Below are 14,125 nucleotides of genomic sequence, written 5' to 3' on the forward strand. Positions count from 1 at the left end.
ACGGGTCAGTTCGTACTGAAAAGGAAACACAATGGCACCGAAGAAGAAGGTTACAGGTCTGATTAAGCTTCAGATCCAAGCCGGCGCCGCTAACCCCGCACCGCCCATCGGGCCTGCGCTTGGTCAGCACGGCGTTAACATCATGGAGTTCTGCAAGGCGTACAACGCCGCAACCGAGGCACAGCGTGGAAACGTTATCCCGGTTGAGATCACCGTGTACGAGGACCGTTCATTCACGTTCATCCTCAAGACCCCGCCGGCAGCAGAGCTCATCAAGAAGGCTGCTGGAGTTGCAAAGGGTTCGGGCACACCGCACACCGTCAAGGTTGCACAGCTCACAAAAGACCAGGTTCGTACGATCGCCGAGCAGAAGATGGTTGACCTCAACGCCAACGACATCGACGGCGCAATGAAGATCATCGCGGGCACTGCTCGTTCGATGGGAATCACGGTGGAGGCATAATGTCCAAGAATTCCAAGGCATACAAGGCTGCCACCGACAAGCTCGAAGAGGGCAAGTTCTACACGCCAACCGAGGCTGTAGCTGTTGCTCGCGAGACCGGCTCAAAGAAGTTTGATTCAACCGTTGAGGTTGCTCTTCGCTTGGGTGTAGACCCTCGCAAGGCTGACCAGATGGTTCGTGGCACCGTTATCCTGCCTCACGGTACGGGTAAGACTGCTCGCGTTATCGTTTTCGCAACCGGTCCTGCGGCTGAAGCAGCTATTGCTGCTGGCGCCGACGAGGTTGGTGGCTCGGAGCTCATCGAGAAGGTAGCCGCTGGCTACACCGCTTTCGACGCAGCAGTTTCGACCCCCGAGCTCATGGGCCAGGTTGGTCGTTTGGGTAAGGTTCTTGGTCCGCGTGGCCTCATGCCAAACCCGAAGACCGGAACGGTTACTCCTGACACTGCTAAGGCTGTGTCGGAGATCAAGGGCGGAAAGATCGAATTCCGTGTCGACAAGCACTCCAACGTGCACTTCATTGTTGGCAAGACGGCGTTCACCGCCGAGCAGCTCGACGAGAACATCAAGGCAGCGCTCGACGAGATCGTTCGCGCAAAGCCGAGCTCGTCAAAGGGCCGCTACATCACCAAAGCAACTGTTTCCACGACCTTCGGTCCTGGCATCCCGGTCGACATCAACTCGATCTAATACTGCTTAGATGAACGGGGGCCGGCTTCTGTCGGCCCCCGTTTTCGCATCCCCGGAGGAGTTTTCGTCGTGACGACCACCGTTCGCGTTGCTGTTGCTGCCGATGCTGAGATCTTGCATGAGCTCGCACGCACCACCTTTCCTCTCGCCTGCCCTCTAAGCACCACCCCGCAGGCAATAGCCGAGTTCATCGCGCACCACCTTTCGGTCGAGTCGTTTAGTGGTTACCTCAACGACTCCGCCCGCGAGATTCTGATCGGCGAGGTTGATGGTCGACCAGCAGGCTACGTACTCTTTTGCAGTGACGAGCCCAGTGATCCGGATGTTGCCGCAGCACTCACAGCGAGACCAAGCGTCGAACTCAGCAAGTGTTACGTGCTCAGCGAGTTCCACGGTGCTGGCGTTGCCAAGGCTCTAGTGACGGCAGGAATCGAGCGCGCACGACTCGAGGGTTTTGCTGCTGTCTGGCTTGGGGTGAATCAGGAAAATGTTCGCGCCAATCGCTTCTATGAGAAGTCGGGTTTTCGCCTCGTGGGTACGAAGAAGTTTCTTGTGGGGGAGCGGTGGGAAGACGACTACGTTCGTGAGCTGCCCCTCAGTGCAGACGCCTAAATAAGTTTCTCCCTGACCGGTGCTTGCGCCGTCGTGGTGCTCTACGATTGTTGAATGCTCGCGCCGCTGACTTCTCGCCCGCGGGCGTTCGGGCTATGACCGCAGTTGCGCCGCCTCGAGTCTCCCTCGGTGCCCTTGAGGGTTATGCCGCTGTGGTTGGCAGCGTTGCCGTTGGGGTTGCGCTCACTCTTATCTGGATGTCGCGACTCTCTGTTCCTCGAGAGCTCTACGTCAGCGAGCTCGGCGCTGAGGGCGAACCTACTGCCGCCGCGTTCGAGATTGCCCTGCTTCTGATTGTCGCGGGAGGCTCAGCCGTCGCGTGGGCTGCCCGCCGAGTTCGAGCGTGGCCACCATTGCTTTCCCTCGGTTCGCCAGCAGTGTCACTCTGGGTTGGCTGCGGATTCTTTTTGCTCGCGTCGCAAGTGACCTGCACTTCGGGATGCCCACTGCCCTATGGCCCCAGTTTCACGGTGCAGGACTTCACTCACACCCTCGCTGCCGTTATCGCTTTCGCGGCCGCTTGCTGGGCAATGATCCAAACGTCATTCGCGCGGGAGCACCGAGTGCTCGCTCGAATGTCGCTGATCACGGCCATTGCTGTTGCTGTGATCGCCGGAACGGGTGGGCTCTTCTCCCTGTTCCGTTTCCAAGTCGTGCTTGGCAGCCGTCTCGAGTTTGTGGCAACGACTATCGCTATTGCCTGGCTCATAATGCTTGGCGCGGTGATTGCTGCGCGCAAACTGGGGCGTGACCGCGTTAGCTAGCTACGGCGCTCGCATGAGATCGAGCAGCCGATCGGCAAGCCCGACAAGGGCATGGATCTGGTCTTCATCTCGTTCAACCCACAAGCATTTCGGCTCAGCATGCACGGGCACAAAGTCGTCATGCTGTTCCCACACCACCAGGGTGCGATCCGCGCCGAGCACGTACTGCTGCCACCACACTTGACGCAAATAGGAACGGGGGATGCTGCGCCACGCCTTGTGGGTTGTCTTGATTTCTGACAACACCACAGCACCATCGATTACGGCAACACCATCGGGGGTTGCCAAATGCAGTGGTTGATCGTGCGCGTGATAGAGCGCAGAACTTGAGCGGATGCCGTGCTGGGCAAGCACCCACCGTGCGATCTCAGGTTCCCGCAGTCGGCCGTGATCGGTGAACGCATTGCCAGAGAAACCAGAGCCGAGGAGCTTGCTCTCCACCACTCCACGCAACGAACTTTCGGTTGCCAAGCGGGCGGCATCCGTCGCTGTAACACCGCGGCTTCGCGCCCGAAGCCAGGCAACACGATCTTCAGCGCGGGCGACCACACGATTGAGGTGATTGGGCGCAACCGGCTCCCACAGATCGAGTTCCGGTTGCATAGTCACACCACCATTGTCTCTCGTGTCTGCTGCGCAATGGTGCCCACCGCGCACAAACCCAGATTCACCGCCGCCAAGTCGTGGTTGTTACGCGTCACGTCAACCAATGTGTGCCGGTACTGGCAGACTAGGCGCATGCTAGCTCGCCACTCCGATTCTGCGCCACCGTCGAGACACCGTCGTCGGTGGTCCGTTGCCGCAGCAGCAGCACTCTTTGCAATGATCACATTCGTTCCGGCGGCGGGCGCTGTAGCATCCGTTGGTTCGATCCCGCCAGATGTTAGCGAGTTCGCAGCGTCAGATGACGGCCTCATTCTTGAGCTCGAAGAGTATTTCGGTGTTGACGAGCGAGGCGGCGGACTCGATTTCACGGACGGTATTGAACTGGGTGAAATTGATCGAATCTTCCTCTGGTCTGAGGCATTCCATTCTGGACAGAAGACGGACACTCCGGTGCAGTATGTCAATCGCTGGAAGGTGCCGGTTCTGATTGGTGAAGAGCCCGTTGGTATCGCCATGATTGGCATTGATCCGGCAACGGTCGACCCAGAAATGATCGACTTCATCCGCAACCCTGGCATCACGCTCGCCCTCGACCACATCGACGAAGATGCAACACTCGTGCACGAGCCGGAGACGAAAGCATGGTTCAGCCTCAGTGATGGCGTGATCATTCCCCTCGTGCGTGGCGAAAGCGGCATTGCTGGCGAAACGACTCTCGCCCAATATCAGCCTGAACTTTCCGGTCGCGAAATAGAAATCGTGGACCCGACACCACAGCCAGATCAAGGTTCCGTGCAGTCAGTGGTGCTCATCGCCACCACTGCAGTAGTTCTCCTGCTGGCACTGCTGATTCCCACAATCATTGGTCAGGTTCGTGAGCGCCGAGAGCGTCTCGCTGAGGCTGAGGGCGATGCTGCTGAGCGCGGTGCTGCCGGCGACGCGGGTGATGCGCCTGTCACGGATCCTGCGGGTGCTGCGGGTGCTGCGGTTGACACGGATGCCACGAGTCCTACGGATGCTGCATCTGACGAAACGAACACCGATGTTCAGTCCTCGACACCGGCAGCTTCGACGCCGGATGTCTCCGAAACAGCTACCTCAACCGTGACGACGGCAGCGGCCATCGCGGCAACGAAAGCACCAACGAAGAAAGCCGCGGTGAAGAAGGCGCCAGCTAAAAAGGCGCCAGCTACGAAGGCGCCAGCTACGAAGGCTCCGGCTGCGAAGAAGTCGACGCCGAGCAGTTCTACGACCAAGACGACCCCAGCGAAGAAGCCCGCGGCTTCGACGTCCACAGCTAAGCCTGCGGCAACCAAGCGGACAGCAGCCAAGCCGGCCGGAACGAAGCCTGCGGTGAAAAAGGCTACGCCGGCAACGAAGACTGCGCCGGCAACCTCGGCCGCAGCGACGAACGCTGCACCCGCGAAGAAGCCGGCCGCAAAGAAGCCGGCCGCGAAAAAACCTGCCGCGAAGAAAGCGGCGCCGTCAAAGCCTGCAGCGTCACCGTCGCCCAAGGCGACAGAGTCGTCGACAGACTAGCCAGTAGTGAGCCTGCTGCACTCGCCACTTGACCGGGATATCCGGCGCCTTGCGTTACCGGCGCTCGGCGCGCTCGTAGCGGAACCAATCTTTCTCCTCACCGACACCGCTCTCGTTGGTCATCTCGGCAGCGCGCAATTGGGCGGGCTCAGCGTTGCCAGCGCCGTACTGCAAACAGCGGTGGGGTTGCTCATCTTTCTGGCCTACTCGACCACTCCTGCTGTTGCACGCTGGCTCGGCGTCGGCAACCGTGCCCGAGCGGTCGCGGCAGGCGTCGACGGAGTTTGGCTCGCAATCCTGTTGGGTCTCCTATTGGTCATCATTGGAATCCCAGCGACCCCGTGGCTGATCAGCCTCTTCGGAGCAGACCCCAGCATCGTCGGCTTCGCCAACCAGTACCTCGCAATTTCTATTCTCGGGCTGCCGGCGATGCTCATCACTTTTGCGGCCTCCGGACTCCTGCGGGGTTTGCAAGACACCCGAACGCCACTTATCGTGGCGGTCGCAGGATTCATCTCAAACGCCCTGCTCAACGTTCTCTTCATTTACGGATTCGGGTGGGGGCTCGCCGGTTCCGCCATCGGCACCGTAGTGGCCAGTTGGGGAATGGCGATTGCCTACCTCGTGATGCTCATCGTCATCGCGCGCCGGGAAGACGCGCGAGTGCGGCCCCACCTCGGCGGGATGCTCATTGCCGGGCATGCTGGCGCGTGGCTGCTGCTCCGCACGGCATCCTTGAGGGCAGCGATGCTCGCAACAATTGCGGTCGCAACGGGATTCGGGGTTCAGGAACTCGCAACGGTTCAGATCGCCCTCACTATCTTCGCCACCCTCGCGTTCGTGCTTGATGCCCTCGCCATAGCCGGACAAGCAATGATTGGCAAAGAGTTGGGGGCCAGTGATGTTCCTCAAGCGCGAGCGATCACCCGCAGACTCATTGAACTCGGAATCTTCAGCGGCGTCGTGTTGGGAATCGTGATTCTGGCGATGTCACCCTGGCTTGGCTTCGTGTTCAGTAGCGATTCAGAAGTTCGCACAGGGCTAGCGGCTCTTCTTCCCGTGCTGGCTCTCGGCATCCCTGTCGCCGGCTACGTGTTCGTGCTCGACGGGGTGCTAATCGGTGCGGGGGATGCGCGCTACCTTGCCCTCACGGGTCTCATTAACCTTGCCGTCTATCTCCCACTCCTCTGGTGGGTTTCTCTCGCAGAACTCACCGCCGCACCAGCACTGGTCTCACTGTGGTTCGCCTTCGGACTGGGATACATCGGGGCACGAGCAGTGACACTGGGACTGCGAGCTAGAGGCGAGCGGTGGCTCGTCACAGGGGCGACACGGTAGCAACTACCGCGCCGCCCACCAACTCCGCTTAGTCACGGCAGACCTCTCCTGGGTGAAAGCCTCGCAGCGCTACTTCTTTTCGGTCACTGCTCCGTGCTTCAGCTGCAATCGACGCTCAGCCCGCTTCGCAACAGCAGAGTCGTGCGTCACGATAATCAAGGTCAGCCCCTGATCGCGCCACAAGCCCTCAAGCAGTTCCATGATCTCGTCCCGGGTCTGCTCGTCGAGGTTTCCGGTCGGTTCGTCGGCTAGCAACACGGAAGGTTCCTTGACGAGTGCCCGAGCGATCGCAACACGCTGCTGCTGACCACCAGAAAGCTCAGACGGATGGTGAGCTAAACGCTCGCCCAAGCCGACCTTCTCGAGCGCTTCGGTCGCGCGACGCTTACGCTCAGCGTTCGCGAGTCCGAGCGGCGCAAGGGCCGTCTCCACATTCTCTTGAGCAGTAAGAGTGGGGATGAGATTGAAGCCCTGGAAAACAAACCCAATCGTGCGCGCGCGAATGTCTGCAAGTCGAGCATCCGGCATCGCAGACAGTTCGCTATCGCTCAGAGTGACCGTGCCGCTGGTCGGACGCTCAAGTGCACCAAGCATTTGCAGCAGTGTCGACTTTCCCCCGCCCGTCGGTCCCTGAATCGCGACCATCTGTCCGGTCGGGATGCTGAGGGTTACGCTGTTGAGTGCGCTGACGGGGCCACGTTTGGTCTCGTAGGTTTTGGTGAGATTAGCTAGTTCGCACATAGAAGGTCTCCTACTGGTCAGAAAAAAACGGTGGGATTAGGCAACGCTGCGCAGAGCTTCGGCTGGGCGCAGTTTGGCTGCGCGCCATCCACCGAAGGCACCAGCGATGAGGCCGCCGAGTATGGCGAGGGCCACGGCGATGCCGATGATGCCGAGAGTTACCGGAATCTGTAGAGCGATCTCGGTCGAGGCAGCAGCAGCCGTGGCCGCGGCATCTCCGAATCGTCCGCCTCCACCCGGTCCGGCCCCTGGGCCGAACGGAGTAGTCGTTGTCGCGCTCGCGCTCAAGGCGGGGGCCGCTAGATTGATCGCAAGAATGCCCAGCAGCCCAACGGCGACGCCAATCACCCCGCCGATTGCCCCCTGCACCAGTGACTCACCAGCAACCTGACGCACGACCGCACCATTGCTCCAGCCGATCGCCTTCAGGGTGCCAAACTCACGGGTGCGACGAGCGACGCCAGAAGTAGTGAGAAGAACAGAGATCAGGAACGCAGCGGCGAGCACAATGATCGACAACCACGTTCCGAGCTTGCCGACGAGGTCGGAGGCCGTTGACAGCGAGCCGGACACGCTTGAGGCAAGATCCTCTTGAGTCTTGACTGCGGCATCCGGAGGTGCGCCCTGCAGCGAGGCTTGAACTGAAGCAATGTCGGTCGACGATGAAGCCTGCACGTAGACGGTCGAGATTTGACCCTCAAGCTCTGAGATGCGCTGTGCTGTATCAAGCGGAATGTAGGTGTTGGATGCCGTGGTGGCGTCCGATGAAGTGGATGAGACGGTTCCGATGATCTCGAACTCCTCACCACCAATTTCGAGGGTGTCGCCGACGCTGAGTTCGCTCGTTGTGGCGTAGCCGGAGTCCAGCACTACGACGTTGGTGGCAGCATCCGTTGTCTCAAACGCGCGACCGTCGACGAGCCCGACGGAAGTGAGGGGGCCAACACTTTCGCCAGCAACATCAATTCCGGTAACGGTGAAAGTGTCGACGCTGAACGAGCTTCCGCCAGCACCGTCTGGTCCGCCAGGGCCCATTTGCCCTGCTCCGGGCGCTCCGCCCTCTTCGGTAGCGGTAGTGTCGCGGGTCGGAATCTCGCCCGAGAAACTCACGTTGTTGAGCGTCAAGGTGGCAGTGGCTGCGGCAACGTTATCGAGTGCGGCGGAGGTCGTGAGAGCATCCGCATCGAAGGTAGTGCTGCTAACGCCACTGGTCAGACGAGACTGCGCGAGGGCGGTTGTACCATCGGCGGTGGCGCCGTCGTCAGCGCCAAACTCAAAGCGAGGCTGCTGCTGTTGCCCCGCTTCTCCTTCGGCGGGTAATTCTGGTTCTTGAGTGACGGTGATGTCGGTGCCGACACCGTAAATCGATGTGAGCACGCTCGCTTGGGCGTCTCGCACACTAGCAGCGACGCCGCTCACGATCATCACGAGGGCAATGGCGAGAGCCATGCCGGCCGCAATAATTGTTGTCTGTTTGCGTCGGTTGCTGAGTTCTCGATACAGGTACGTTCCGAACATGGGTCTCCTCGGTGCTTCGGGTGGTCAAGGCAAAGGTAGGAAGGAGCCCTATCAGTGCCCTATGGCCAACCTGAGAACTAGCCTTGAGCCGCGAAACGTTTCTCAGCGATGACACCAGAAATTCGTACACAGAAATTTCATAGGAAACTCCGAATAACTAGAAGACATGAATCAGTCACGCCACCTTCCGGCAGTCCAGGCGCAACCGCGTTTGAGCCGAGCCGACGGCACAGCCATTCGTGCGGTAGTTGTCGACGACGAAGATTCGCTAACAGACCTTCTCTCGATGGCCCTTCGTTATGAGGGCTGGGATGTTCGGCTCGCCTCTGATGGACATCAAGCCCTCACCACCATTCGCGAATTTCGCCCAGACGTCATCGTTCTCGACATCATGATGCCTAGACTAGATGGGCTTGCAGTTCTCACTCGACTGCGAGCTGACGGCATCGAGACGCCCATACTCTTCCTCACAGCAAAAGACGCTGTCGAGGATCGCGTTGCTGGACTCACGGTTGGCGGTGATGACTATGTGACCAAACCTTTCAGCTTGGAAGAACTCGTGGCACGACTGCGCGCACTCTTGCGTCGTTCTGCGATCACGATTGCTGGCGATGCCGATCCGGTGATTGAAGTCGGGGATCTCTCGCTGGATGAAAGCACGTACGAAGTGAGCCGGGCAGGCACCAAAGTTGACCTCACCGCCACCGAATTCGAGCTCTTGCGCTACTTGATGCGCAACCCCAGGCGTGTGCTCAGTCGCGCGCAAATCCTTGACAGGGTGTGGAGCTACGACTTTGGCGGACGAGCAAGCGTTGTAGAAATCTATATCTCCTACCTGCGCAAGAAGATTGATGTTCTTGGCCCTCCGATGATTCAGACAGTTCGCGGGGTCGGGTACATGTTGCGGGCTGCCGAGTGATCCGACCTCGAGAAGTGAAGGCCCCGGGGACGGGCCGCAGGCTTAGCCTCCGCAATCGCCTAGTCTTGGGCAGCGCCGCACTCATTGCGCTCGCCGCAGTGCTTATCGGCGTCGTGAGTGTGCTTGCGTTGCAGGGCTTTCTGGTTGACCGTCTCGATGTTCAATTGGTTTCCGCTTCAAGCCGTTCCCAAGGTGCGCTTGATGGTCGGCCAACAGGAAACACCCAAAACATTCCCCCGGCTGGCGACTTTCTAGCGCTGCCGGGCCAGCGTGAAGGAACAATTGCGGGTCTCGTGACCTCCAATGGAACTATCACGGCTGGAGTCTTGGGAACCCGGGGCGCACCGTCGCCCTTGACCGCGGATCAGCTCGCAGCGCTGTCTGCTCTGACCGAATCAAGTGAACCGGTCACGGTGAATCTCGGGGGTACGCTCGGCGAATATCGGGTCATCGTTTCGAGCACTCCGTTCAATGGAGAGTCTCTCATCGTTGCGCTACCGCTCGCTGATGTCAGTGACACCGTGTTGCGGCTTACCCTGTTGGTCATTGGCATTGGAATTCTCGCCGTCGTCATTGCCGCAATTGCGGGTGCCATTGCGGTGCGGTTCGCCTTGCGCCCCCTCGAACGAGTTGCCGGCACAGCAACCCGTGTCACCGAAATCCAACTCGATCGCGGAGCTGTTGCGCTTGCCGAACGGGTCTCGCTTGATGACGCTGACCCGCGCACCGAAGTTGGGCAAGTGGGGGCAGCACTCAACCGCTTACTTGAGCATGTGGCATCCGCCCTCAATTCCCGCGAAGCTAGCGAGAACAAAGTGCGTACCTTTGTGGCGGATGCGAGTCACGAGTTGCGCACCCCGCTCGCGTCGATCCGTGGCTACGCGGAACTAACGCGTCGCGGTGGGCATGAGATTCCCGATGATATCGCCCACGCCATCGGTCGAATCGAAGCGGAGTCCGTGCGCATGACGGGACTCGTGGAGAGCCTGCTGCTCTTAGCGAGGCTCGACGAAGATGTGGCAATTCAACATGAGCCAGTCGATCTCTCCCGCATCATCATCGATGCCGTGGGGGACGCTTACGCTGCAGGTCCCGACCATGTCTGGGAGTTGGAGCTTCCGGATGACGCTGTCATGGTCAGCGGTGACCGCCTGCGACTGCACCAGGTGATAGTCAACGTGCTCGCGAATGCGCGAGTGCATACTCCAGCGGGCACTATTGTCACTGCGTGTCTGCAGCGGGAGGGCAAGCGCACGATCATCGAGATTCGCGATACCGGCCCCGGCATCGCTCCAGAATTGCAGTCAACGATATTTGAACGGTTCGTGCGCGGAGATAGCTCGCGCTCTCGGGCGGCCGGCAGCACCGGACTGGGGCTCGCGATCGTTGCCGCAGTCATTGCGGCGCACGGGGGCACGACGAGCGTTTCCAGCGTTCCGGGTAACACGGTGTTCCGCATCGAGCTTCCCTGATTTGCGGCTACGCCGGTGATCCCGTAGTCTTACCGAAGCCAAAGACCGCCGGTCGTTTGCATGCGCGAAAGTGTGTGCGATCGAAGTTCGTGAAAACGAAGGCCAGCGCAGGTGTGTGAAGTAGTTTTTCGGCCAGATCTGGCCGCAACTCAGCTCCGTGCCTCTGCGTTAGCGCAGTAGAGCCGGAGCTTTTCTAGTTTCCAGCCACTCTTTACACTTCCGTGCGGCTCTGAGGCAGACACACATCAACCAGTAGGGAGCACCATGGCGAACAAGGAAGCATCGGTCGCCGAGCTTACGGATCTATTCCGCAACTCGACCGCCGTTCTGCTAACCGAGTATCGCGGACTCACTGTTGCCCAGCTCAAGACGCTGCGCAAGTCAATCAGTGAGCACGCAACATACGCCGTGGTGAAGAACACGCTGACAAAGATTGCAGCTAACGCCGCAGGAATCTCGTCATTCGACGAGGAACTTGTTGGTCCATCTGCAATCGCATTCGTACACGGGGACCCAGTCACCGTTGCGAAGGCTATGCGTGACTTTGCCAAGGCAAATCCTCTTCTCGTGGTGAAGGGTGGTTACTTTGACGGTAACGCGCTCACCGCTGCAGAGGTCACCAAGCTGGCCGACCTGGAAAGCCGGGAGGTGCTCCTTGCGAAGTTTGCAGGAGCAGCAAAGGCTTCACTGTTCGGCGCCGCGTATCTGTTCAACGCACCGCTCGCTCAGGCCGTTCGCACGGTCGACGCGCTGCGCGAGAAGCAGGATTCCGCGCAGTAACGCGCGGGTTAATTAGCTTAAGAAATATAGGAGAAAATCATGGCAAAAATGTCAAGCGACGACCTCATTGAGGCCTTCAAGGAACTGACCCTCATCGAGCTCAGCGAGTTCGTTAAGAAGTTCGAAGAGGTCTTCGAAGTTACTGCTGCTGCCCCGGTTGCTGTTGCAGCTGCTGGTGCACCTGCTGCCGCTGAAGAAGTTGAAGAGAAGGACTCATTCGACGTCGTTCTCGAGTCAGCGGGCGAGAAGAAGATCCAGGTCATCAAGGAGGTGCGCACCCTCACGAGCCTCGGTCTCGGTGAGGCGAAGGCAGTTGTTGATGGCGCACCTAGCGTTGTACTCGAGGGTGCAAGCAAGGACGCTGCGGAGAAGGCAAAGGCTGCTCTTGAAGAAGCCGGCGCAACCGTAACCCTTAAGTAGTCACATCCTTTAAAGAGGATCTGGCCTCATTAGAGGCATGCTTAGCCAGAAAAGCGTCACCCTTCGGGGTGGCGCTTTTCTGCGTTAACGCGCAGAACGGGAGACCACTTGGTGCGTGTGCGCTGACGAACTCGCCAGTCGCAGGCTGGAGGAGAAAGCCGGGAAGAGGGGGTGGGGCGCCTGGTAACCAGCCGAGCGCCCCACCAACGTGCCGATTCCGTTGACACCAGGGATCAGGTTCCGGAGACGGAAATACGGCACGAGAACCGCTGGCCACGCAACGATATGCGGAACCAGCGGAAGTGGTCTACCAAATGTATCGAGGGCAAACATATCCGGCAACACCCGAAAGGGTGAATGGCGGGTTAGTCGCGGGTGATCTCCACTTGGAGCCCCAACTCCCGAGATTTATAGATCGCTTCGGTCCGCGAGGTCACTCCAAGCTTTCTGTAGATGTTCTTAAGATGCGACTTCACGGTATTGACCGAAATGTAAAGGGTCTCAGCGATCTGGGCAGAACTGCTTCCCCGAACGAGTTCCTTGGCGATGGCACGCTCCCGATCGCTCAGCGACAACGAATCTTGAGGCCGGATGACTACCGTTAGGCCATCGAGCCGCTTCACTAGGGCGCCAACCTCCAGAGGCTGGTTTCGGGCAGCCGCCCGAGTGAGCATCGACTGAACAGTCTCACTTGGCACGAGCCGGAAAGGGCTGAACAGACGATTGCGCGCCGCCAGTCGCAAAGATCGATCGAAGGCGACATCCGATGCCTCTTCGTTTCCCAGGCAGAAGTTCGCTGCGGCCTTGAGAAGAAATACATCGGCAAGGTTTCGGCTCGAGTGAGCGTCGCCGAGAGTTTCGCAATCGCGCAACGCCTCTAGCGCACCGCGGTAGTCACCCGTGACAAATCGCAAGTGAGCGACGAGCCGGCTCGGGCACACGGTGTGATGTTGCGTGGGGAAGAGCTGTGCCAAAACATCCCACGCTGTCCCAGAGTCGCCAAGCTGCAGGAACGCTGCCGTTCGCGAACCGCCAATCTCGGTAGCAACGAATCCGACAGGTTGCCAACCGTCGAGGGCATGAAGCGACGAACGCAACAGGTCGAGGCCTTCGTGGGGTTTGCCAACGAACAGCTCAACGAACGCTTGCGCATAGAGTCCTAACGGCTCCCAGTCGGTTTCAACAATCGCCGATTTCACCCGCGCGATCTTGCCGTCTGCGGCGTCAGCACCCCGCTGGTTTACGCTGATCAGTAGGTCGGCGATCAACGCAGGAGCGTTAAAGCGGCTGTCCCGGAGCGCCGGACTAGCGCCGGTGGACTCTGCCCTCGAGACATAGCTCAACGCATGTTCAAAGTCTCCGAGGAAGAACTGGATGAGCGCCAGGCCACCGAAAACCTCAAGCTGATCTGCTACACCTAGATTCGTTTCGGCGAGCGACCCTGCAATGCGATAGTCGGCCTTCGCACGGTCGAAGTCACCACCGTGCAGGTAGACGGCGCCGCGGTGCAACGCGATTTCGGCAGTGAGCGGAATTCGTTTGGCCAGGGGAATGACGTCGGGACTCTCGACAATTGAGTGCGCGATGGTAATTGATGCCAATGCTTCGTCAAGTCGTCCGAGCGAACGGAGGGCCGCAGAATGATGAAGGTGATGCGTGGCGCGCACCAACGGGGGAGTTGTTGGACTGAGTAACGCTAGCGCTGCCTCGAAATAAGGAAGGGCGGCTGACCGGTTTGTTGCATCAAGCGATCGAAAGCTTGCGGCATAACACGTTACGAGCCATGGGTCGTTGTGCCACAGTTCGGGAGCTGCGGAATCGAGGAGTTGACGGATTCGTGAGCCATCGGAGCCCACCAGTTGCGGCCAAACCTTGCTGAGTTCAGTGAGCGCGGCGGCAATACCTTCGTCGGTTTGAGCCGCGTCGAAGGCGCGCTCAAGCGTTCTCACATCGGCTGTCGCCATCTTCTACCCCCTCTTCGAGACTATTGTCTCGATGAGTTCGTGGTTCTCGCCTAGTCGGGTGGGTGACGCGAGAGTAGTAAGACTACCCCGCCGCAGGTATCGGCGTGTCTGGCTTGCGTTTGTTTCTGTGAACCCCCCATAATGGGCACGTTGCATTATTGACCCCCGAACGTGTGACACATCCCGATAGAGCTACCCGGAATCCCCCGCCGGTCTGACTCGCTTCCCCGCGCGTCAGGTTCGAATATGTTCCGAGTCGTTCGCTACCCGAGAGCGAATCCCGAAGTGAATAACTTTAAG

Annotated in this window: 14 protein-coding genes; 10 read left to right on the forward strand and 4 right to left on the reverse strand. The window is 59.4% G+C overall.

Going from position 1 to position 14,125, the window contains the following annotated elements; translation table 11 throughout:
* Window positions 1-31: 31 nt before the first annotated feature.
* The 4 genes from rplK to AC1ENN_RS02595 all read left to right on the forward strand — a co-directional run bounded on the left by rplK (window position 32) and on the right by AC1ENN_RS02595 (window position 2,528).
* Window positions 32-463 (forward strand): 50S ribosomal protein L11, encoded by a 432-nt coding sequence (gene rplK / locus AC1ENN_RS02580; protein ID WP_480406612.1) that lies wholly within the window; start codon window positions 32-34, stop codon window positions 461-463.
* Window positions 463-1,152, forward strand: coding sequence for a 50S ribosomal protein L1 (rplA, locus tag AC1ENN_RS02585; protein ID WP_219949415.1), 690 nt, complete (start codon window positions 463-465; stop codon window positions 1,150-1,152). The genes rplK and rplA overlap by 1 nt, the downstream gene beginning before the upstream one ends.
* Window positions 1,153-1,221: 69 nt before the next feature.
* Complete coding sequence (locus tag AC1ENN_RS02590) at window positions 1,222-1,764, forward strand: N-acetyltransferase family protein (RefSeq protein ID WP_480406613.1); 543 nt, start codon at window positions 1,222-1,224, stop codon at window positions 1,762-1,764.
* 95 nt (window positions 1,765-1,859) lie between these two features.
* Window positions 1,860-2,528: a DUF998 domain-containing protein gene (locus tag AC1ENN_RS02595; protein WP_480406614.1), complete on the forward strand. Its 669-nt coding sequence runs from the start codon at window positions 1,860-1,862 to the stop codon at window positions 2,526-2,528.
* Here the strand turns inward: AC1ENN_RS02595 and AC1ENN_RS02600 are convergent, their stop codons facing one another.
* The gene (locus AC1ENN_RS02600) at window positions 2,529-3,131 is read right to left on the reverse strand and encodes a YqaJ viral recombinase family protein (protein WP_480406924.1); all 603 of its coding nucleotides are present in this window, start codon (window positions 3,129-3,131) and stop codon (window positions 2,529-2,531) included.
* A 135-nt stretch (window positions 3,132-3,266) separates the two neighbouring features.
* Here AC1ENN_RS02600 and AC1ENN_RS02605 point away from each other — a divergent pair, with 135 nt between their 5' ends.
* Entirely contained in the window at window positions 3,267-4,673 is a 1,407-nt protein-coding gene (locus AC1ENN_RS02605) for a hypothetical protein (RefSeq protein ID WP_480406615.1), read from the forward strand.
* 6 nt (window positions 4,674-4,679) lie between these two features.
* A complete protein-coding gene (locus AC1ENN_RS02610) occupies window positions 4,680-6,011 on the forward strand; it encodes an MATE family efflux transporter (protein WP_449648362.1) in 1,332 nt (443 codons plus the stop codon).
* 69 nt (window positions 6,012-6,080) lie between these two features.
* On the opposite strand, the gene AC1ENN_RS02615 is transcribed toward AC1ENN_RS02610, so the two are convergent.
* Window positions 6,081-6,752: an ABC transporter ATP-binding protein gene (locus AC1ENN_RS02615; protein ID WP_480406616.1), complete on the reverse strand. Its 672-nt coding sequence runs from the start codon at window positions 6,750-6,752 to the stop codon at window positions 6,081-6,083.
* Window positions 6,753-6,788: 36 nt separating this feature from the next.
* The gene (locus AC1ENN_RS02620; protein WP_480406617.1) at window positions 6,789-8,270 is read right to left on the reverse strand and encodes an ABC transporter permease; all 1,482 of its coding nucleotides are present in this window, start codon (window positions 8,268-8,270) and stop codon (window positions 6,789-6,791) included.
* A gap of 166 nt (window positions 8,271-8,436) precedes the next feature.
* Between AC1ENN_RS02620 and AC1ENN_RS02625 the strand changes: the two genes are divergently transcribed.
* From AC1ENN_RS02625 to rplL, 4 genes are all read left to right on the forward strand, one after another.
* Window positions 8,437-9,189 carry a response regulator transcription factor gene (locus AC1ENN_RS02625; protein WP_480406618.1) on the forward strand — a complete coding sequence of 251 codons (753 nt, stop codon included), beginning with the start codon at window positions 8,437-8,439 and terminating at the stop codon, window positions 9,187-9,189.
* Window positions 9,190-9,254: 65 nt separating this feature from the next.
* Window positions 9,255-10,661, forward strand: coding sequence for a sensor histidine kinase (locus AC1ENN_RS02630; protein WP_449648358.1), 1,407 nt, complete (start codon window positions 9,255-9,257; stop codon window positions 10,659-10,661).
* A gap of 264 nt (window positions 10,662-10,925) precedes the next feature.
* On the forward strand, window positions 10,926-11,441 hold the full coding sequence (gene rplJ / locus AC1ENN_RS02635) for a 50S ribosomal protein L10 (RefSeq protein WP_449625201.1): 516 nt from the start codon (window positions 10,926-10,928) through the stop codon (window positions 11,439-11,441).
* 39 nt (window positions 11,442-11,480) lie between these two features.
* Window positions 11,481-11,861 carry a 50S ribosomal protein L7/L12 gene (gene rplL / locus AC1ENN_RS02640; RefSeq protein ID WP_449648357.1) on the forward strand — a complete coding sequence of 127 codons (381 nt, stop codon included), beginning with the start codon at window positions 11,481-11,483 and terminating at the stop codon, window positions 11,859-11,861.
* A gap of 365 nt (window positions 11,862-12,226) precedes the next feature.
* Here the strand turns inward: rplL and AC1ENN_RS02645 are convergent, their stop codons facing one another.
* On the reverse strand, window positions 12,227-13,825 hold the full coding sequence (locus AC1ENN_RS02645; RefSeq protein ID WP_480406619.1) for a helix-turn-helix transcriptional regulator: 1,599 nt from the start codon (window positions 13,823-13,825) through the stop codon (window positions 12,227-12,229).
* Window positions 13,826-14,125: the final 300 nt, after the last annotated feature.

Source organism: Rhodoglobus sp. G.S.23 (assembly GCF_056675935.1).

Coding starts and splice junctions, on each gene's coding strand:
- rplA (WP_219949415.1), top strand. CDS start 463: ATGTCCAAGAATTCCAAGGCATACAAGGCTGCCACCGACAAGCTCGAA.
- AC1ENN_RS02625 (WP_480406618.1), top strand. CDS start 8,437: ATGAATCAGTCACGCCACCTTCCGGCAGTCCAGGCGCAACCGCGTTTG.
- rplJ (WP_449625201.1), top strand. CDS start 10,926: ATGGCGAACAAGGAAGCATCGGTCGCCGAGCTTACGGATCTATTCCGC.
- AC1ENN_RS02595 (WP_480406614.1), top strand. CDS start 1,860: ATGACCGCAGTTGCGCCGCCTCGAGTCTCCCTCGGTGCCCTTGAGGGT.
- AC1ENN_RS02620 (WP_480406617.1), bottom strand. CDS start 8,270: ATGTTCGGAACGTACCTGTATCGAGAACTCAGCAACCGACGCAAACAG.
- AC1ENN_RS02645 (WP_480406619.1), bottom strand. CDS start 13,825: ATGGCGACAGCCGATGTGAGAACGCTTGAGCGCGCCTTCGACGCGGCT.
- AC1ENN_RS02605 (WP_480406615.1), top strand. CDS start 3,267: ATGCTAGCTCGCCACTCCGATTCTGCGCCACCGTCGAGACACCGTCGT.
- rplL (WP_449648357.1), top strand. CDS start 11,481: ATGGCAAAAATGTCAAGCGACGACCTCATTGAGGCCTTCAAGGAACTG.
- AC1ENN_RS02600 (WP_480406924.1), bottom strand. CDS start 3,131: ATGCAACCGGAACTCGATCTGTGGGAGCCGGTTGCGCCCAATCACCTC.
- AC1ENN_RS02615 (WP_480406616.1), bottom strand. CDS start 6,752: ATGTGCGAACTAGCTAATCTCACCAAAACCTACGAGACCAAACGTGGC.
- rplK (WP_480406612.1), top strand. CDS start 32: ATGGCACCGAAGAAGAAGGTTACAGGTCTGATTAAGCTTCAGATCCAA.